Source organism: Streptococcus sp. SS4 (assembly GCF_030440125.1).
Lineage (GTDB): Bacteria > Bacillota > Bacilli > Lactobacillales > Streptococcaceae > Streptococcus.
Genome location: NZ_JAQFJM010000014.1, coordinates 1 through 19,951 on the forward strand (window position 1 = coordinate 1; position 19,951 = coordinate 19,951).

Annotated in this window: 15 protein-coding genes and 13 tRNA genes; 27 read left to right on the forward strand and 1 reads right to left on the reverse strand. The window is 41.2% G+C overall.

Annotation, left to right across the window (positions count from 1 at the left end; genetic code table 11):
- Positions 1–50: 50 nt before the first annotated feature.
- From PCY16_RS10615 to purH, 27 genes are all read left to right on the forward strand, one after another.
- A tRNA-Thr gene (locus PCY16_RS10615) sits at positions 51–123 on the forward strand.
- Between the two features lie 6 nt (positions 124–129).
- Positions 130–201, forward strand: a tRNA-Gly gene (locus PCY16_RS10620).
- 6 nt (positions 202–207) lie between these two features.
- Positions 208–293: transfer RNA gene (locus PCY16_RS10625), tRNA-Leu, on the forward strand.
- Positions 294–307: 14 nt separating this feature from the next.
- Positions 308–381 (forward strand) — tRNA-Arg (locus PCY16_RS10630).
- Positions 382–387: 6 nt separating this feature from the next.
- Positions 388–461, forward strand: a tRNA-Pro gene (locus PCY16_RS10635).
- Positions 462–466: 5 nt separating this feature from the next.
- Positions 467–540 (forward strand) — tRNA-Met (locus PCY16_RS10640).
- Positions 541–556: 16 nt separating this feature from the next.
- A tRNA-Ile gene (locus tag PCY16_RS10645) sits at positions 557–630 on the forward strand.
- 19 nt (positions 631–649) lie between these two features.
- Positions 650–739 (forward strand) — tRNA-Ser (locus PCY16_RS10650).
- A 9-nt stretch (positions 740–748) separates the two neighbouring features.
- Positions 749–822: transfer RNA gene (locus PCY16_RS10655), tRNA-Met, on the forward strand.
- A 3-nt stretch (positions 823–825) separates the two neighbouring features.
- Positions 826–898, forward strand: a tRNA-Phe gene (locus PCY16_RS10660).
- Positions 899–907: 9 nt separating this feature from the next.
- Positions 908–978, forward strand: a tRNA-Gly gene (locus tag PCY16_RS10665).
- Positions 979–1,009: 31 nt separating this feature from the next.
- Positions 1,010–1,083: transfer RNA gene (locus tag PCY16_RS10670), tRNA-Ile, on the forward strand.
- A gap of 4 nt (positions 1,084–1,087) precedes the next feature.
- A tRNA-Ser gene (locus PCY16_RS10675) sits at positions 1,088–1,175 on the forward strand.
- A gap of 57 nt (positions 1,176–1,232) precedes the next feature.
- Positions 1,233–2,063, forward strand: coding sequence for a rod shape-determining protein MreC (gene mreC / locus PCY16_RS10680; RefSeq protein ID WP_049545166.1), 831 nt, complete (start codon positions 1,233–1,235; stop codon positions 2,061–2,063).
- Position 2,064: 1 nt separating this feature from the next.
- Complete coding sequence (mreD, locus tag PCY16_RS10685; protein WP_195414039.1) at positions 2,065–2,589, forward strand: rod shape-determining protein MreD; 525 nt, start codon at positions 2,065–2,067, stop codon at positions 2,587–2,589.
- Positions 2,590–2,673: 84 nt separating this feature from the next.
- Positions 2,674–4,200: a CHAP domain-containing protein gene (locus PCY16_RS10690; RefSeq protein WP_195414038.1), complete on the forward strand. Its 1,527-nt coding sequence runs from the start codon at positions 2,674–2,676 to the stop codon at positions 4,198–4,200.
- 211 nt (positions 4,201–4,411) lie between these two features.
- Complete coding sequence (locus tag PCY16_RS10695; RefSeq protein WP_002886286.1) at positions 4,412–5,377, forward strand: ribose-phosphate diphosphokinase; 966 nt, start codon at positions 4,412–4,414, stop codon at positions 5,375–5,377.
- 91 nt (positions 5,378–5,468) lie between these two features.
- Entirely contained in the window at positions 5,469–6,644 is a 1,176-nt protein-coding gene (locus PCY16_RS10700) for a pyridoxal phosphate-dependent aminotransferase (RefSeq protein WP_073685338.1), read from the forward strand.
- Positions 6,631–7,404 (forward strand): DNA repair protein RecO, encoded by a 774-nt coding sequence (recO, locus tag PCY16_RS10705; RefSeq protein WP_195414037.1) that lies wholly within the window; start codon positions 6,631–6,633, stop codon positions 7,402–7,404. Before PCY16_RS10700 ends, recO begins: the two co-directional genes overlap by 14 nt.
- Before the next feature lie 211 nt (positions 7,405–7,615).
- A complete protein-coding gene (gene plsX / locus PCY16_RS10710; RefSeq protein WP_195414036.1) occupies positions 7,616–8,620 on the forward strand; it encodes a phosphate acyltransferase PlsX in 1,005 nt (334 codons plus the stop codon).
- Complete coding sequence (locus PCY16_RS10715; RefSeq protein WP_002889565.1) at positions 8,620–8,865, forward strand: phosphopantetheine-binding protein; 246 nt, start codon at positions 8,620–8,622, stop codon at positions 8,863–8,865. Before plsX ends, PCY16_RS10715 begins: the two co-directional genes overlap by 1 nt.
- Positions 8,866–9,127: 262 nt before the next feature.
- Positions 9,128–9,835 carry a phosphoribosylaminoimidazolesuccinocarboxamide synthase gene (purC, locus tag PCY16_RS10720; RefSeq protein ID WP_195414035.1) on the forward strand — a complete coding sequence of 236 codons (708 nt, stop codon included), beginning with the start codon at positions 9,128–9,130 and terminating at the stop codon, positions 9,833–9,835.
- A gap of 66 nt (positions 9,836–9,901) precedes the next feature.
- Entirely contained in the window at positions 9,902–13,627 is a 3,726-nt protein-coding gene (locus PCY16_RS10725) for a phosphoribosylformylglycinamidine synthase (RefSeq protein ID WP_195414034.1), read from the forward strand.
- A gap of 154 nt (positions 13,628–13,781) precedes the next feature.
- The gene (gene purF / locus PCY16_RS10730; protein ID WP_073951187.1) at positions 13,782–15,221 is read left to right on the forward strand and encodes an amidophosphoribosyltransferase; all 1,440 of its coding nucleotides are present in this window, start codon (positions 13,782–13,784) and stop codon (positions 15,219–15,221) included.
- A 210-nt stretch (positions 15,222–15,431) separates the two neighbouring features.
- A complete protein-coding gene (gene purM, locus PCY16_RS10735) occupies positions 15,432–16,454 on the forward strand; it encodes a phosphoribosylformylglycinamidine cyclo-ligase (RefSeq protein WP_013989890.1) in 1,023 nt (340 codons plus the stop codon).
- Positions 16,454–17,008: a phosphoribosylglycinamide formyltransferase gene (gene purN / locus PCY16_RS10740; protein WP_195414033.1), complete on the forward strand. Its 555-nt coding sequence runs from the start codon at positions 16,454–16,456 to the stop codon at positions 17,006–17,008. The genes purM and purN overlap by 1 nt, the downstream gene beginning before the upstream one ends.
- Before the next feature lie 75 nt (positions 17,009–17,083).
- The gene (purH, locus tag PCY16_RS10745; protein WP_002889572.1) at positions 17,084–18,631 is read left to right on the forward strand and encodes a bifunctional phosphoribosylaminoimidazolecarboxamide formyltransferase/IMP cyclohydrolase; all 1,548 of its coding nucleotides are present in this window, start codon (positions 17,084–17,086) and stop codon (positions 18,629–18,631) included.
- A gap of 192 nt (positions 18,632–18,823) precedes the next feature.
- Here the strand turns inward: purH and PCY16_RS10750 are convergent, their stop codons facing one another.
- On the reverse strand, positions 18,824–19,663 hold the full coding sequence (locus PCY16_RS10750; RefSeq protein WP_195414032.1) for a CHAP domain-containing protein: 840 nt from the start codon (positions 19,661–19,663) through the stop codon (positions 18,824–18,826).
- Positions 19,664–19,951 lie beyond the last annotated feature (288 nt).

Here is a 19,951-nt window from a genome sequence, read left to right on the forward strand (position 1 = left end):
CGCTTAACGGCGTGGGGGTTCAAGTCCCTTCACCCGCATTAGAAAAGTTAGCCGGCTTAGCTCAGTTGGTAGAGCATCTGATTTGTAATCAGAGGGTCGCGTGTTCAAGTCATGTAGCCGGCATAAAATGCGAACGTAGTTCAGTGGTAGAACATCACCTTGCCAAGGTGGGGGTCGCGGGTTCGAATCCCGTCGTTCGCTTGAGGAGCCGGGGTGGCGGAACTGGCAGACGCACAGGACTTAAAATCCTGCGAAAGGAAACTTTCGTACCGGTTCGATCCCGGTCCTCGGCATAATATAATAATGAGCACCCTTAGCTCAACTGGATAGAGTACCTGACTACGAATCAGGCGGTTAGAGGTTCGACTCCTCTAGGGTGCATTTTATCGGGAAGTAGCTCAGCTTGGTAGAGCACTTGGTTTGGGACCAAGGGGTCGCAGGTTCGAATCCTGTCTTCCCGATTTATGGCGGTGTAGCTCAGCTGGCTAGAGCGTCCGGTTCATACCCGGGAGGTCGGGGGTTCGATCCCCTTCGCCGCTATATATATGGATTTCTTGGACCTTTAGCTCAACTGGTTAGAGCACTCGGCTCATAACCGAGCGGTCGTAGGTTCGAGTCCTACAAGGTCCATATATTAATTATAATATTTGGAGGATTACCCAAGTCCGGCTGAAGGGAACGGTCTTGAAAACCGTCAGGCGTGTAAAAGCGTGCGTGGGTTCGAATCCCACATCCTCCTTATAATTAACGCGGGATGGAGCAGCTAGGTAGCTCGTCGGGCTCATAACCCGAAGGTCGTAGGTTCAAATCCTGCTCCCGCAATATGGCTCGGTAGCTCAGTTGGTAGAGCAATGGATTGAAGCTCCATGTGTCGGCGGTTCGATTCCGTCTCGCGCCATTTTATTAAGCGGGTGTAGTTTAGTGGTAAAACTACAGCCTTCCAAGCTGTTGTCGCGAGTTCGATTCTCGTCACCCGCTTTATTTGGATATTATAGCCAAGCATTTGCTTGGGCGCGTAGCTCAGATGGTTAGAGCGCACGCCTGATAAGCGTGAGGTCGGTGGTTCGATTCCACTCGTGCCCATATTGGAGAATTACTCAAGAGGCTGAAGAGGACGGTTTGCTAAATCGTTAGGTCGGGTAACTGGCGCGGGGGTTCGAATCCCCCATTCTCCGTAGTATTATGACGAATTATCTTTTAGATAATTCGTTTTCTTTTTTTGAGGTGACAAAATGAAAAATAGTTTTTATCGATTTCTTCTTTATGGGTTTATTATTATTCTATTTTTTGTAATGCTTTTTTCTTTTGTCTTTACTAATAAAAAATTAACGAAGGATATCTCTTTTAATGTATCTGGTTTAGTTACAAAAGTAGACTCTGTGGTTTCAGTTCCATTTACTGCACTATCAAAATCTCACAATGTTCTTTCTGATCTTTTATCAACTTATTCTGAGAATCGTGATTTAAAAAAATCTTTATCAAATTTAGAAAATCAATCGGCTATTATTTCTAACTTGCAAGAAGAGAATGATTCTTTAAGAGCATCGCTTAATCTTTCGGACAAGCTAAGTCGTGATAATGTTCTCACTGCTGAAGTTTCTATGAGACCTTCTGTGACTTGGTTAAAAGAGTTAACTATTAATGTGGGTAAGTCTAAGAATGTTAGTAAATCTATGCTAGCAACTTCTAATGGTGGAGTTATTGGCTTTGTAACTAAAGTTTATGATGATACAACAACTATTTCTTTACTTTCTAGTAGTTCTAGTGATAGCTACCTTGCATCTAGTGTTAAATCAGAGGACGATAATCAGATTTTCGGGATTATATCACGTTATGATAATAAAAAGAAGCTATTAGAGATGACACAACTCAATTCATCTTCTAACGTTAAGGTTGGCACTGAAGTAGTCACAAGTGGTCTTGATGATGTATCAGTAAAGGATGTTCCAATTGGTACTGTAGACTCTGTTATTGATTATGAAGGAAATCGTACGATTTTGGTAAAACCTTATGCTGATTTTGATAAAATTTCTTATGTTACTTTAGTTGGAGATGGTAAATAATATGAAATTATCCAAGTATTCTATTATTCCTTTCTTACTGAGTATTGTCCCTTTTCTATGGGATGGTCATATTTCTATGATACTTAATCATTATTTATCCCCTGAATTTTTTCTATCATCTCATCTTTTTATTATTTATATTTTCATCTTAACTCTTGATTTTCCAAATAAGTATGCATTTCTTTACCTTATTTGTTTTGGATTTCTTTATGATACCTATTATTTCAAAACAGTTGGTATAGTGATTCTAACTCTGCCACTGTTATGCTATCTGTTAACTCAGCTAGGACGAATTGTTAAGAGAAATACCTATGTTGATTTTTTGTTAATGTTTTTATTCTTATTTCTCTTTGATACCATAAATTTTGGCTTTGCCTTATTCTATGGTTTCTCCAATGAGTCTGTGACTGATTTTATTATTTATCAACTAAGTCCTAGTATAGTGTTTAATCTTTTGATCTTTATCTTTATTAAACCTATTCTTGAAAAATTATTTTTGTATATGTCAGTTGATAGATTTAAATAGAACTGTAATATTGGCGTAACAAAGTTTGCGCCATTTTTTGATACAATAAAAAGGTCTTATCGAAAAGGAGTAGTATTTTATATTATGAAAAAACGTATTCTTTCAGCAGTGTTGGTAAGTGGTGTAACCTTATCAGCAGCTGCATCAGTACATGCAGAGGATTATGATTCGCAAATCGCTGCTGCAGATAACGCAATTAGTAACCTTGCTTCTCAACAAGAGACTGCACAAGCGCAAGTTGCTACAATCCAATCTCAAGTATCTACACTTAGAACACAAAAATCAGAGTTGGAAACTAAAAATGCTGAACTTGAAAAAGTGTCAGCAGATTTGGAATCTGAAATTCAAGAATTATCAAGTAAAATTGTAGCTCGTCAAGATTCTTTGGCGAAACAAGCTCGTAGTGCTCAACAAAATAATACTGCGACTAGCTATATCAACTCTATCTTGAACTCTAAGTCAATCTCTGAAGCTATTACTCGTATCACAGCTATTTCAAAAGTTGTTACAGCTAATAATGACATGTTGACAAAACAAGAGTCTGATCAAAAAGAGCTTGCTGCAAAGCAAGAACAAAACCAAGCTGCTATTAATGAAATTGCAACTAATAAAGCTGAGCTTGAAACAACAGAAGCTGGTTTGACAACTCAACAAGCTGAACTAGAAGCAGCACAAGTTACTTTGGCTGCAGAATTGGCTACAGCACAAGATGAAAAAACATCACTTGTTTCTGCTAAATCAACTGCAGAAGCTGTGGCAGCTTCAACTGCAGCATCAGTTGCTCAGTCTCAAGCAATTGCAGAATCAGAGGCAGCAGCACAAGCAGTAGCATCTTCAGAAGCGGCAGCATTTGTAGCTCAATCAGAGGCGGCAGCAACTTCAGAAGCTGTAGCTCAACCTTCTGAAGCTACTGTTTCAGAAACAGCGACAGCCTCAGAAGTAGCACAAGAACCGGTTTCATCAGAAACTTCAGAAACTACTCAAGAGCCAACTGTTGCAACTTCAGAAGCAACACAAGAGCCTGCTGCTCCAGCAACATCTGAAGCACAACCAGAATCAGCTACGTCAGAGGCACAACAAGAGCCTGCTGCTCCAGTAACATCTGAAGTACAACCAGAATCAGCTGCTCCAGCTGCTCCAGCAGCTTCAGAAGCTCCTGCTCCTGCTAGCGAAGCACCTGCGGCAACTTCAGAAGCACCTGCAAGTCAAGCGCCAGCAGCTTCAGAAGCTCCAGCCCCTGCAGCTGAAACTCCTAAAGTATCAGCTGCATCAACTCCTAATACATATCCTGTTGGTCAATGTACTTGGGGTGCTAAATCATTAGCTTCATGGGTTGGTAATTACTGGGGTAATGCTAAAAACTGGATTGCTAGCGCACAAGCAGCTGGTCACTCAGTTGGTACAACTCCTGTAGCCGGTGCAATTGCGGTTTGGCCAAATGATGGTGGTGGTTATGGTCACGTAGCTTACGTCACATCAGCATCAGGTGCAAATTCAATTCAAGTTATGGAATCAAACTATGCTGGTAACATGTCAATCGGTAACTACCGTGGTACATTTGATCCAACATCATCAGCTCATGGTGGTTCTGTATACTATATTTACCCATAATGAATACAAAAAGGCGATTCGAATTTTCTCGAATCGTTTTTATTTTATGGCAAAATGTCTTTACTTTCTGGAACTGCTTTTAGACGGGAAAATGTCGAGGTTAAGGTTAAATCTTTTTAGTCTTGTTAAGTTACTGTGACACCATTTATTTTGCATTGAAAATCAATCTAAAAAAAGGTAGAATGGTTTAGTAGATATTTTGGAGGAAATCATGTCTTATACGAATTTGAAGTTGTTTGCTTTATCGTCTAACCAGGAATTAGCAGCAAAAGTTGCTGATAAAATGGGTATTGAACTCGGAAAATCAAGTGTTCGTGAATTTTCAGATGGTGAGATTCAAGTTAATATTGAAGAATCTATCCGTGGTCATCACGTTTTTATTCTTCAATCTACAAGCTCCCCTGTAAATGATAACTTGATGGAAATCTTGATTATGGTTGATGCACTAAAACGTGCAAGTGCAGAAACAATCAGTGTTGTTATGCCTTATTATGGTTATGCACGTCAAGACCGTAAGGCACGTTCACGTGAACCAATCACATCTAAGTTGGTTGCTAATATGCTTGAGGTTGCAGGTGTTGATCGACTTTTGACAGTTGACCTCCATGCTTCTCAAATTCAAGGATTCTTTGATATTCCTGTAGACCATTTGATGGGTGCACCACTTATCGCAGATTACTTTGATCGTGCTGGTCTTACTGGAGATGATGTTGTTGTTGTTTCTCCAGACCATGGTGGTGTGACTCGTGCACGAAAACTTGCTCAATGTTTGAAAACACCAATTGCAATCATTGATAAGCGTCGTAGTGTTGATAAAATGAACACTTCTGAGGTTATGAATATTATTGGTAACGTTGAAGGTAAAACATGTATCTTGATTGATGATATGATTGATACTGCGGGTACAATCTGTCATGCGGCGGATGCGCTTGCTGAAGCTGGTGCAACTCATGTTTATGCTTCATGTACTCACCCTGTATTGTCAGGTCCAGCACTTGATAATATTCAAAAATCTGCTATTGAGAAGCTTGTCGTATTGGACACGATTTATCTTCCAGAAGAACGTTTGATTGATAAAATTGAACAAATTTCAATTGCTGATTTGATTTCAGAGGCAATTATTCGTATTCATGAAAAACGTCCATTGTCACCTTTGTTTGAAATGGGCCATAAATAGACTAAAGCTAGCCTAGGCTAGCTTTTTTGGTGTTTAAATGAGTTTGAGTTTTTGATATAATGTAAGGCATAATTGCAAAGAGGTGACCGTGATGGATTTAACGCAACGTTTTAATAAAAATTTAGATAAGATTGAAGTTTCAATGATTCGTCAGTTTGACCAATCAATTTCAGATGTACCAGGGATCAAAAAGTTGACACTTGGTGAACCTGATTTTACAACTCCAGATCATGTAAAAGAGGCTGCTAAAGCTGCTATCGATGCTAACCAGTCGCACTATACAGGTATGGCAGGGCTTCCTGCCTTACGTCAGGCAGCTGCGGAGTTTGTTAAGGAAAAATACAATCTTACTTATAACCCAGAAAATGAAATATTGGTGACTATTGGAGCTACAGAAGCCCTTTCTGCAACTTTGACAGCGATTTTGGAGCCAGGTGATACGATTCTTTTACCTGCACCAGCCTATCCAGGATATGAGCCGATTGCAAATCTAGTTGGTGCTGAAATTGTCGAAATTGATACAACAGCTAATGATTTTGTTTTGACTCCGGAGATGTTAGAAAAGGCAATTTTGGAGCAGGGAGATAAGCTCAAAGCCGTTTTGCTTAACTACCCAACCAACCCAACTGGTGTGACCTACTCACGTCAACAGATTAAAGATCTGGCTGAAGTTCTGAAAAAATACGATATTTTTGTTGTTAGTGATGAAGTTTACTCTGAGCTAACTTATGTGGATCACCATGTATCTATTGCTGAGTATTTGCCGGAACAAACGATTTTGATTAATGGTTTGTCTAAATCTCATGCGATGACAGGGTGGCGTATTGGTTTGATTTTCGCACCTGCAGTCTTGACGGCTCAGTTGATTAAGAGTCACCAATATTTGGTAACAGCTGCAGCTACTATGGCACAATTTGCAGCTATTGAAGCCTTATCTGCTGGTAAGGATGATGCACAGCCAATGAAAGTTGAGTACTTGAAGCGTCGTGATTATATTCTTGAAAAAATGACTGAACTTGGTTTCAGAATTATTAAACCTGATGGTGCTTTCTACATCTTTGCTAAGATTCCTGAAGGGTATACTCAAGACTCCTTTAAGTTCTGCCAAGACTTTGCTCGTGAAAAAGCTATTGCGATTATCCCAGGGGTCGCTTTCGGGAAGTATGGCGAAGGCTTTGTTCGCTTGTCGTATGCGGCTAGCATGGATACTATTGAAACAGCTATGACTCGTTTGAAAGAGTTTATGGAAGAACATGCAGAAGCTTGAGAGTAGAGGGCTTGTCCTCTTCAATCGTAATTATCGTGAGAATGATAAACTAGTTAAAATTTTTACCGAGCAAGCTGGTAAACGGATGTTTTTTGTTAGAGGTGGTGGGGCAGGTAAATTAAGTGCTGTCATTCAACCTTTGACCATCGCTGAATTCATGATGACTGTAAATGATGAAGGTCTATCTTTCATAGAAGATTATAGCCAGGTAGAGTCCTTCAAGGAAATTACAAGCGATATTTTCAAGCTGTCTTATGCGACTTATTTGGCTGCATTGACAGATGCTACTATTGCTGATGGTGTGACAGATGCGCAATTATTTGTATTCTTGGAGAAGACGCTTGAATTAATGGAAGAAGGCTTGGATCATGAAATATTGACTAATATCTTTGAGATTCAGGTTTTAGACCGTTTCGGCGTACGCTTGAATTTTCACGAGTGTGTCTTTTGTCATCGTGTAGGCCTTCCTTTTGATTTCTCGTTTAAGTTCTCGGGGCTACTTTGTCCAAATCACTATGCAGAGGATGAAAGGCGTAGTCACTTGGACCCTAATGTGCCTTATCTTTTAGATCGTTTTCAGGGGCTTTCCTTTGAAGAATTGAGAAGCATATCTGTTAAGGATGACATGAAACGAAAGCTACGATATTTTATCGATGACCTCTATGATAATTATGTTGGAATACATCTTAAAAGTAAGAAGTTTATTGATAATCTAAATTCTTGGGGCCATATTATGAATAAAGAAGATAGTGCTGACTAGACATTATCTTCTTTTTGTTTCACGTGAAACAGGAAAGTAATGGTTTTCAGTCTCAGGGGTTAAAATGCAGGTCAGTTCGTGCTATAATAATAAGATAATAAGCTGAAAGACTCTGCTAGAAACAGTGAACTAGTCTATTTTAGTTACCTAATATTTTATTGAAAGAAATCTGAGTTTGTTTTTTATGGCAGAGGACGAGAGGGAGAATGCTATGCATGTAATTGCAGTAGATGCTATGGGTGGCGATAATGCGCCACAAGCAATTGTAGAGGGAGTCAACCAAGCTATAGCAGATTTCAAAGATATTGAAATCCAGCTTTATGGTGATGAAGCTAAAATCAAGACTTATTTGACAGCGAATGAACGTGTGAGCATTGTGCATACTGATGAAAAGATAAATTCGGATGATGAGCCAGCTAAAGCTATTCGCAAGAAGAAAAAAGCTTCAATGGTCTTAGGTGCACAAGCCGTTAAGGAGAAAAAAGCAGGTGCCGTGATTTCTGCGGGAAATACAGGTGCTCTTCTTGCCGCAGGTCTCTTCGTGGTCGGACGTATTAAGGGAGTTGAGCGTCCAGGTCTTATGTCAACAATGCCAAGTTTTACTGGTCAACCCTTTGATATGCTTGATTTAGGTGCAAATGCGGAAAATACAGCTAGTCATTTGCATCAATATGCTATTTTAGGCTCTTTCTATGCTAAAAATGTGCGTGGCATTGCCAACCCTCGTGTAGGTCTCCTTAATAATGGGACTGAGGAAACAAAGGGGGATAGTCTTCGTAAGGAGGCTTTTGAACTCCTATCTAAGGAGCCAAGTATTAACTTTGTTGGTAATGTTGAGGCGCGTGAAATTATGTCAGGAGCTGCTGATGTAGTAGTCGCTGATGGTTTCACAGGAAATGCAGTTCTTAAGGCAATTGAAGGAACGGGACTTGGTGCCATGAAGACTCTTAAGTTAGCTATCATGAATGGTGGTCTTAAAGCTAAGTTAGGTGCCTTCCTATTGAAGGATAGTCTAAAAGGTATGAAAGAGACTATGGATTACTCTAGCGCCGGAGGTGCGGTTCTCTTTGGTCTTAAAGCTCCCGTAGTAAAATGTCATGGATCTAGTGATGCTAAGGCAGTTTACTACACTATTAAGCAGGTTCGTACGATGCTTGATACTAAGGTTGTTGAGCAGCTAGTTGAAGCCTTTAGTCCGAAAGAGGAGGCTAACTGATGAGTAGAGTAGAAATTCTTCAGAAAATGCAGCTCGTGATTCAAGAGCAGATGGGTAAAGAGGATATTGTTTTAACCGAAGACACCAAATTAGATGACTTGGGTGTAGATTCAATAGAGCTTATGGAATTCATTATTAATTTGGAGGATGAGTTTGCTCTTGAGATTTCCGATGATACTATTGACCATATGGTTAAGGTAGCTGATTTGTTGGACTATTTGTCTGAGGAATTGAATAAAGAATAAGAAAGCTAGAGTTAGATAAGAGTATAATAGTTGTGTATTATATGATTGTTATTTTGTGGGAGTGAGGCAAGAAACTAAATGTTATATGGATTTAGTTCTGTCACACTCCTTTTTTCTATACATTTTTTATTAGGGAACTCTAAAAAAGAATCAAAAGACGAACGTTGTTTTTTTACTAAAGTAATAAAGTTTGCTATATATTGGTTTTTGGATTCTGGTGTGGTATAATTAGGAAGAATAAACTTGAAAGGCGAACAATACCATGTCAAACCAACTAATTTATACTGGTAAAGCTAAAGATATTTATAGTACAGAAGACGAAAATGTGATTAAGTCGGTCTATAAGGACCAAGCAACTATGCTTAATGGTGCTCGTAAGGAGACTATTAAGGGAAAGGGTGTGCTAAATAATCAGATTTCGTCTCTTATTTTTGAAAAATTGAATGCTGCGGGTGTAGCTACTCACTTTATCGAACGTATTTCTGACACAGAACAACTCAACAAGAAAGTGAAAATCATTCCTTTGGAGGTTGTTCTTCGTAACGTGACTGCGGGTTCTTTTTCTAAACGTTTTGGCGTGGAAGAAGGTTTGGACTTGAAAACTCCTATCGTTGAATTTTACTATAAGAACGATGATTTGGATGATCCATTCATCAATGATGAGCATGTGAAGTTCTTGGATATTGCCAATGATGAACAAATTGCTTATATCAAGGAAGAAACGCGTCGTATCAATGAATTGCTGAAAGATTGGTTTGCACAAATTGGTCTTCGTTTGATTGACTTCAAATTGGAATTCGGTTTTGATAAGGATAGCAAAATTATCTTGGCAGATGAATTTTCACCAGATAACTGCCGCCTTTGGGATGCTGAGGGGCACCATATGGACAAGGATGTCTTCCGCCGTGATCTTGGTAGCTTGACAGATGTTTATGAAGTTGTATTGGAAAAATTGCAAGGATTGAAGTAGCCTTTTACAAATAGAATACTTGGTCTTCACTACAATCTTTAAGTAGAAATAGATAAAGGAAATAAAATGGATAAACGTATTTTCGTTGAGAAAAAAGCTGATTTTCGTGTGAAATCTCACTCTTTAGTAAAAGAATTAAAGCATAATCTTCAGTTGAAAACTTTGAATGATCTTCGTATTGTTCAAGTTTACGATGTCTTTAATTTGGCAGAGGACTTGTTTGCACGTGCGGAAAAACACATCTTCTCTGAGCAAGTGACCGATACTGTTTTGGATGAAGCTGCGGTTAAGGCTGATCTTGAGAAGTGTGCTTTCTTTGCTATCGAAAGTTTGCCTGGTCAATTTGACCAACGTGCGGCATCTTCACAGGAAGCTTTGCTTTTGCTTGGTAGTTCAAATGATGTAACGGTGAACACAGCGCAACTTTACTTGGTTAACAAGGATATTGATGCGAATGAGTTGGAAGCTGTCAAAAACTACCTCTTGAACCCAGTGGATTCTCGTTTCAAAGACATCACTGTTGGCATTGCTAAACAGGATTTCTCTGAGTCTGACAAGACCATTCCAAGTTTGGATTTCTTTGAAACTTATACGGCAGAAGATTTTGCTAAGTATAAGGCAGAGCAAGGATTGGCAATGGAAGTGGATGACCTTCTATTCATTCAAGATTACTTCAAGTCTATTGGTCGTGTGCCAACTGAGACTGAGCTTAAGGTGTTGGATACTTACTGGTCTGACCACTGTCGTCACACAACTTTCGAGACTGAGTTGAAAAACATCGACTTCTCTGCTTCTAAATTTGAAAAACAATTGCAAGCGACTTATGACAAGTATATTGCCATGCGTGATGAGTTGGGACGTACCGAAAAACCTCAAACCTTGATGGATATGGCGACTATTTTTGGTCGTTATGAGCGTGCCAATGGTCGTTTGGACGACATGGAAGTGTCTGATGAAATCAATGCCTGCTCTGTTGAAATTGAAGTGGATGTCAATGGTGTCAAAGAGCCATGGCTTCTCATGTTCAAGAACGAAACCCACAACCACCCAACGGAGATTGAACCATTTGGTGGTGCAGCTACTTGTATTGGTGGAGCCATTCGTGACCCATTGTCAGGTCGTTCATACGTTTACCAAGCCATGCGTATCTCAGGTGCTGGTGATATTACAACACCAATTGCTGAAACTCGTGCTGGTAAATTACCACAACAAGTGATTTCTAAAACAGCAGCTCACGGTTATTCTTCATACGGTAACCAAATTGGTCTTGCAACAACCTATGTTCGTGAATACTTCCACCCAGGTTTCGTTGCTAAGCGTATGGAGCTAGGTGCCGTGGTTGGTGCGGCTCCTAAAGAAAATGTTGTCCGTGAAAAACCTGAAGCAGGTGATGTGATTATCTTGCTCGGAGGTAAGACTGGACGTGATGGTGTCGGTGGTGCGACAGGTTCTTCTAAAGTTCAAACGGTTGAATCTGTTGAAACAGCTGGTGCTGAGGTTCAAAAAGGGAATGCCATCGAAGAACGTAAGATTCAACGTCTTTTCCGTAATGGGGAAGTGACACGTCTTATCAAGAAATCAAATGACTTTGGTGCTGGTGGTGTCTGTGTGGCTATCGGTGAATTGGCAGATGGTCTTGAAATTGATCTAGACAAAGTGCCATTGAAATATCAAGGCTTGAACGGTACAGAAATTGCCATCTCTGAATCTCAAGAACGTATGGCCGTGGTGGTTCGTCCGGAAGATGTAGATGCCTTCGTTGCTGAATGTAATAAAGAAAATATTGATGCTGTTGTCGTTGCGACAGTGACTGAAAAACCAAATCTTGTTATGCACTGGAATGGCGAAACCATCGTTGATTTGGAACGTCGTTTCCTTGATACAAACGGTGTACGTGTAGTTGTGGATGCTAAGGTAGTTGACAAGGATGTCAAGCTTCCAGAAGAACGCCAAACATCTGCCGAAACCCTTGAAGCTGATACTATTGAAGTCTTGACTGACCTTAACCATGCCAGTCAAAAAGGGTTGCAAACTATCTTTGATAGCTCAGTTGGTCGTTCAACAGTCAATCACCCACTTGGTGGTCGCTACCAAATTACACCAACTGAAGCTTCTGTACAGAAATTGCCAGTCCAACATGGTGTGACAACAACTGCTTCTGTTATGGCGCAAGGGTTCAACCCTTATGTAGCAGAATGGTCTCCATATCATGGTGCTGCTTATGCGGTCATCGAAGCAACCGCTCGTTTGGTTGCTGCTGGTGCAAACTGGTCTAAGGCTCGTTTCTCTTATCAAGAATACTTCGAGCGTATGGATAAACAAGCAGAGCGTTTTGGTCAACCAGTATCAGCTCTTCTTGGATCAATTGAAGCTCAGATTCAACTTGGGTTGCCATCTATCGGTGGTAAAGACTCTATGTCTGGTACCTTTGAAGAATTGACAGTACCACCAACCTTGGTTGCTTTTGGTGTCACAACTGCAGATAGCCGTAAGGTCCTTTCTCCAGAATTTAAAGCTGCTGGTGAAAATATCTATTACATCCCAGGTCAAACTTTGGCACAAGAAATTGACTTTGATCTTATCAAGTCTAACTTTGCTAAGTTTGAAGGCATCCAAGCTGATTATAAAGTCACATCTGCATCAGCTGTCAAATATGGTGGTGTCCTTGAAGCTCTTGCCCTTGCAACATTTGGTAACCATATTGGTGCCACTGTAACCCTTGAAAATCTTGAGACTGCCTTGACAGCTCAATTGGGTGGATTCGTCTTCACATCTCCGGAAGATATTGCAGGGGTTGCCAAGATTGGACAAACAGCAGCTGACTTTACACTTACTGTCAATGGTGTAACGCTTGATGGACACAAACTTGACAGTGCCTTCCAAGGTAAATTGGAAGAGGTTTACCCAACGGAATTTGCACAAGCAACTGAGTTGGAAGAAGTACCTGCTGTGGCATCAGATGCTGTTATCAAAGCTAAAGAAACAGTTGAGACACCAGTGGTTTACATCCCAGTGTTCCCAGGTACTAACTCTGAGTACGATTCAGCTAAGGCCTTTGAAAAAGAAGGTGCAAAAGTCAACTTAGTACCATTTGTAACACTTAACGAAGAAGCTATTGTCAAGTCTGTTGACACCATGGTTGACAATATCGAAAAAGCCAACATTATCTTCTTTGCAGGTGGCTTCTCAGCAGCCGATGAACCAGATGGATCAGCTAAATTTATCGTTAACATCTTGCTCAATGAAAAAGTACGTGCAGCCATTGATCACTTCATCGAACGTGGTGGTTTGATTATCGGTATCTGTAACGGATTCCAAGCTCTTGTCAAATCAGGTCTTCTTCCATATGGTAACTTTGAAGATGCAAGCAGTACTAGTCCAACACTCTTCTACAATGATGCCAATCAACACGTGGCTAAGATGGTTGAAACACGTATTGCCAACACGAACTCACCATGGCTTGCTGGAGTAGAAGTTGGTGACATCCATGCCATCCCAGTATCACATGGTGAAGGTAAATTTGTCGTGACAGCTGAAGAATTTGCAGAGCTTCGTGACAATGGTCAAATCTTTACCCAATATGTTGACTTCGAAGGTAAACCAAGCATGGATTCAAAATACAATCCTAACGGATCTGTGAATGCTATCGAAGGTATCACAAGCAAGAATGGTCAAATTATTGGTAAGATGGGTCACTCAGAACGTTTCGAAGACGGTCTCTTCCAAAATATTCCAGGAAATAAAGACCAACACCTCTTTGCGTCAGCGGTTAAATACTTTACTGGAAAATAATAGAGTGCCAAGTGCACTCAGCAATGATATTTTTCTATATGCAGTGGTTATAAAGAGCTTGAAAACTTGAGTTCCAATTAGTGAAATGAGAGGGTAGAAACAGTTTTTCGTTCGCCTTGCATAAGGAAAATATCAAAAATAAAAGGTATAAAAAATGACATACGAAGTTAAATCTCTTAATGAAGAATGTGGTGTTTTTGGTATCTGGGGTCACCCAGATGCTGCAAAATTAACTTATTTCGGACTTCACAGTCTCCAACACCGTGGTCAAGAGGGAGCAGGAATTCTCTCAAATGATGCGGGTCAATTGAAGCGTCATCGTGATATGGGGCTTCTCTCAGAAGTTTTTCGTGATCCAGCCAACTTGGACAAGCTAACTGGAACGGCTGCTATCGGTCATGTTCGTTATGCGACTGCTGGTGAAGCTTCTGTAGACAATATTCAACCTTTCTTGTTTAAGTTTTATGACAATCAGTTTGGACTTGCCCACAACGGGAACTTGACTAATGCAGAGTCACTTAGACGTGAGTTGGAAAAAAATGGTGCAATCTTTAACTCGACTTCTGACTCAGAAATTTTGGCCCACTTGATTCGTCGTAGCCATAACCCATCCTTCATGGGTAAGGTGAAAGAAGCCTTGAACACTGTTAAAGGTGGATTTGCTTACCTCCTCATGCTTGAGGACAAGCTCATTGCAGCCTTGGATCCAAATGGTTTCCGTCCCCTTTCTATTGGTAAGATGGCCAATGGAGCTATTGTGGTTTCATCTGAAACCTGTGCCTTTGAAGTGGTTGGAGCAGAGTGGATTCGCGATGTGAATCCAGGTGAGGTTGTTATCATCGATGATAATGGCATTACTTACGATAACTATACAACGGACACCCAATTGGCTGTTTGCTCAATGGAGTATATTTACTTTGCTCGTCCTGATTCAAATATCCAAGGGGTCAATGTCCATACAGCTCGTAAACGTATGGGTGCTCAATTGGCACGTGAATTCAAACATGAAGCAGATATTGTAGTTGGTGTGCCTAATTCATCACTTAGCGCAGCCATGGGATTTGCAGAAGAATCAGGCTTGCCAAATGAAATGGGCTTGATTAAAAACCAATACACTCAACGTACCTTTATCCAACCAACACAAGAATTACGTGAGCAAGGGGTTCGTATGAAGCTCTCTGCCGTATCAGGTGTTGTTAAAGGCAAACGTGTGGTTATGATTGACGATTCTATTGTACGTGGGACGACCTCACGTCGTATCGTTAATTTGCTAAAAGAAGCAGGAGCAACAGAGGTTCACGTAGCAATCGGTAGTCCAGCCCTTGCCTATCCATGTTTCTACGGTATCGATATTCAAACACGTAAGGAATTGATTGCGGCCAATCATACAGTTGAGGAAACACGCGAAATCATTGGCGCGGATAGCTTGACTTACTTGTCTATTGATGGCTTGATTGATTCTATTGGAATTGACACAGATGCACCGAACGGTGGCCTTTGTGTGGCTTACTTTGATGGTGAATATCCAACACCATTGTATGACTACGAAGAACGCTATTTGGAAAGTTTGAAAGAACACACTTCTTTCTATTAAGAGCAGTGCAGAAGAAAAAAGAGGAAAAAATTATGTCTAAAAATGCTTACGCGCCACGTCTCACTACTGACTAAAAGCTAAAGCATTTGTCAGTAGACGCTTTTCCCTATGAGGCCAAAGCTAGGAACCTGACTAGTATTTTTAGATAAAAAGGTGGTTTATCTAAAAATACGTCGCAATCTTTCTCGAAAAAAGAAAAGGAATAAACAAATGACAAATAAAAATGCGTATGCCCAATCGGGTGTGGATGTTGAAGCAGGTTATGAAGTTGTTGAACGTATCAAAAAACACGTTGCCCGTACAGAGCGTGCAGGTGTCATGGGAGCTCTCGGTGGCTTCGGTGGTATGTTTGACCTTTCAAAAACAGGTGTCAAAGAGCCCGTTTTGATTTCAGGTACAGATGGTGTCGGGACTAAACTCATGCTTGCTATCAAGTACGATAAACACGATACTATCGGTCAAGACTGTGTGGCTATGTGTGTTAACGATATCATCGCTGCAGGTGCTGAGCCCCTTTACTTCCTTGACTACGTAGCAACTGGTAAAAATGAACCAGCTAAATTGGAACAGGTCGTTGCTGGTGTGGCTGAAGGTTGTGTGCAAGCTGGTGCTGCCCTCATTGGTGGTGAAACTGCTGAAATGCCTGGTATGTATGGAGAAGACGACTATGATTTGGCAGGTTTCGCGGTAGGTATCGCAGAAAAATCTCAAATCATTGACGGTTCAAAAGTGGCTGAAGGTGATGTGCTTCTTGGACTTGCCTCAAGCGGTATCCACTCAAATGGTTACTCACTCGTGCGTCGTGTCTTTGCTGATTACACAGGTGAAGAAGTTCTCCCAGAACTTGAAGGCAAAAAACTTAAAGACGTTCTTCTTGAACCAACTCGTATCTACGTTAAAGCAGCTTTGCCACTCATCAAAGAAGAATTGGTTAACGGTATTGCCCACATCACAGGTGGTGGTTTCATCGAAAATGTGCCACGTATGTTCTCAGATGACTTGGCTGCTGAAATTGACGAAAGCAAAGTGCCAGTTCTTCCAATTTTCAAAGCCCTTGAAAAATATGGTGAAATCAAACACGAAGAAATGTTTGAAATCTTCAACATGGGTATTGGTCTCATGCTTGCGGTTAAACCAGAAAATGTGGAACGTGTCAAAGAACTTCTTGACGAACCTGTTTATGAAATCGGTCGTATTGTGAAGAAAGATGGCGCAAGTGTGGTGATTAAATAATGGCTAAAAGGATTGCTGTTTTTGCCTCTGGCAACGGCTCAAACTTCCAGGTGATTGCAGAACAATTTCCAGTAGAATTTGTCTTTTCAGATCACCGTGATGCCTATGTCTTAGAACGTGCCAAAAACCTTGGTGTGGCTAGCCATGCCTTTGAACTCAAGGAATTTGACAATAAATCGGCTTATGAAGAGGCTATCGTCAAACTCTTGGATGATCACCAGATTGATTTGGTTTGTTTGGCCGGTTATATGAAAATCGTCGGCCCAACCTTGCTAGCAGCTTATGAAGGACGTATTATCAATATTCACCCGGCTTATCTCCCTGAATTTCCAGGGGCTCATGGTATTGAAGATGCTTGGAATGCGGGCGTGGCCCAGTCTGGTGTGACCATTCACTGGGTGGATTCTGGTGTGGACACAGGTAAGGTCATCAAACAAGTCCGTGTGCCACGCCTTGAAGGTGATACCCTTGATACTTTCGAAACTCGCATCCACGAAACAGAGTACAAGCTCTATCCAGAAGTCTTGGATAGTTTGGGTGTAGCGAGAAAATAAGAAAGCGCTAGAGGTGAAAGATAATTTTCGACTGTAGCAGATAAAGAACTTTTTTAAAAAAGGAAAAGAGAGAAAATGACTAAACGAGCACTTATTTCAGTCTCAGACAAAGCGGGCATCGTTGAATTTGCCCAAGAACTCAAAAAATTAGGTTGGGATATCATCTCAACAGGTGGTACCAAAGTTGCCCTTGACAATGCTGGGGTAGACACTATCGCCATCGACGATGTGACTGGTTTCCCAGAAATGATGGACGGACGTGTTAAGACCCTTCACCCAAATATCCACGGTGGTCTCCTCGCTCGTCGTGACCTCGATAGCCACCTTCAAGCGGCTAAGGACAATAATATCGAATTGATTGACCTTGTTGTGGTAAACCTTTATCCATTCAAGGAAACCATTCTCAAACCAGACGTGACTTACGCTGACGCAGTTGAAAACATCGATATCGGTGGTCCATCAATGCTTCGTTCAGCAGCTAAAAACCATGCTAGCGTGACAGTTGTTGTAGACCCTGCTGACTATGCTGTTGTTCTTGATGAATTGTCAGCAAACGGCGAAACAAGCTACGAAACTCGCCAACGTTTGGCAGCGAAAGTATACCGTCACACAGCTTCATACGACGCTTTGATTGCAGAATACTTCACAGCTCAAGTGGGTGAAACAAAACCTGAAAAACTCACTTTGACTTATGACCTCAAGCAACCTATGCGTTACGGTGAAAACCCTCAACAAGACGCAGACTTCTACCAAAAAGGTTTGCCAACGGCTTACTCAATTGCCTCAGCTAAACAGCTTAACGGTAAAGAATTGTCATTTAACAATATCCGTGACGCTGATGCCGCTATCCGTATCATCCGTGATTTCAAAGACCGTCCAACAGTTGTAGCTCTCAAACACATGAACCCATGTGGTATCGGTCAAGCTGATGACATTGAAACAGCTTGGGACTACGCTTATGAAGCTGACCCAGTGTCAATCTTCGGTGGTATTGTAGTCCTCAACCGTGAAGTTGATGCTGCGACAGCTAAGAAAATGCATGGTGTTTTCCTTGAAATCATCATTGCACCAAGCTACACAGACGAAGCGCTTGAAATCTTGACAACCAAGAAGAAAAACTTGCGTATCCTTGAGTTGCCATTTGACGCTCAAGATGCTAGCGAAGTGGAAGCAGAATACACTGGTGTTGTCGGTGGACTTCTCGTTCAAAACCAAGACGTTGTTAAAGAAAGTCCAGCTGACTGGCAAGTGGTTACTAAACGCCAACCAACTGAAACAGAAGCAACAGCTCTTGAGTTTGCTTGGAAAGCCATCAAGTACGTCAAATCAAACGGTATTATCGTGACTAACGACCACATGACACTTGGTGTTGGTCCTGGTCAAACTAACCGTGTGGCTTCTGTCCGTATCGCCATTGACCAAGCTAAAGACCGTCTTGACGGCGCTGTTCTTGCTTCAGATGCCTTCTTCCCATTTGCAGATAACGTGGAAGAAATCGCTAAAGCAGGTATCAAGGCTATCATCCAACCAGGTGGCTCAGTACGTGACCAAGAGTCAATCGAAGCGGCTGATAAACATGGTTTGACAATGATCTTTACAGGCGTTCGTCACTTCCGTCATTAAGAATTTTCAAAGCATCCAAGAAATTGGATGTTTTTTTGATGCCTTAAGTTTCATTTAAGCTCTCCAAGTTATACTCATACCATCCTAAAAAACTTTTCTTTTTCATAAATCTCCTAAGAGCTCAGCATCTGCTGGGCTTTTTTATTTCAGTGCATGAAAAAAAACAACCGTTCTCACGATTGTTCAATAGATTTAAACCTTTTCAAGGACAGACTGAGTTACCCAAGTCTTGCGATTGCCGATTTGGACGAGGACACCATCGCTTGGTGGGTCAATGGCAAGTACTTTGAAGTTACCTGGAATAGTAAAGGTCTCGCCAGGATTGAGGTACTGGTCTGAAGTTGGATTGCCTTGTCCATCAACTTCAAGAACCGGTCCAGGATCAACGATATTGTGTTTAGTTGGTGTACCTCCAGCTAAATCTTGACTGGTGATGGTATTTCCTGACACAGACGTGACACGGAAGGTTCCTGTGAAGCGGATGGTATCGCCAACCTTGATAGGAGAGTTAGTAGGATTTCCATTTTGAGCTCCTGGTTCGAGGTCTTTAAAATGGATATAGCCAGACACTTGACTCTTATGGAAACTGCGTTTATGGTATTTCTCAGGCCCTTGTCCCGCATCGTAGTTGTACTCTTCAATGGTCACCTGATCACCATGAACTTCCGCAACCCAAGCGACATGCCCCATATGACCAGCTCCATTGACACCGGCTGAAAACCAAGCGATACTTCCAACAGCAGGATTCATGTCAACACGGTGACCATTGGCACGTGCGATACTGCCCCAAGTGATGGCATTTCCATAACCTACAGGCAGAGTGAAACCGTTGGTGTTACTGAGGCGATAGGCCGCAAAGGATGTGCACTGACGCCAGTACATGGTCCATGGATCGACACCGAAGCCACCGTATTTCCAAGAGGAAGGATAGTCATCTCCGAGGACAGCCGCCTGAGCAGAGCTACCACACGAAACCGAAACAGTCGCTAGACAAGCTAGCGGTAAGAGACAATTTAGTAATTTTTTCTTCATTTTAACCTCCACCTACCTATTCGCAGTTTTTCAGGAAAATGAAGATATTTTTGCGTTTAAGCCTCCCTTAAGCTGTTTAGACTATACTATCATTAATCCTAAATAACTTTTTTCATTTTCATAATCTCCCAAGAGGTGGTCCAAGTGGCCGCCTTTTTTATGCCCAAATTTGGATACATACCCATATCTCCGAACAAATATGTTATAATGGTTATGTATAATTCGTGAAAATTGCTAATTTTTCCGAATGATTGTCGTTAACGGGCATTTGCCCCTAGTCTTATTTGA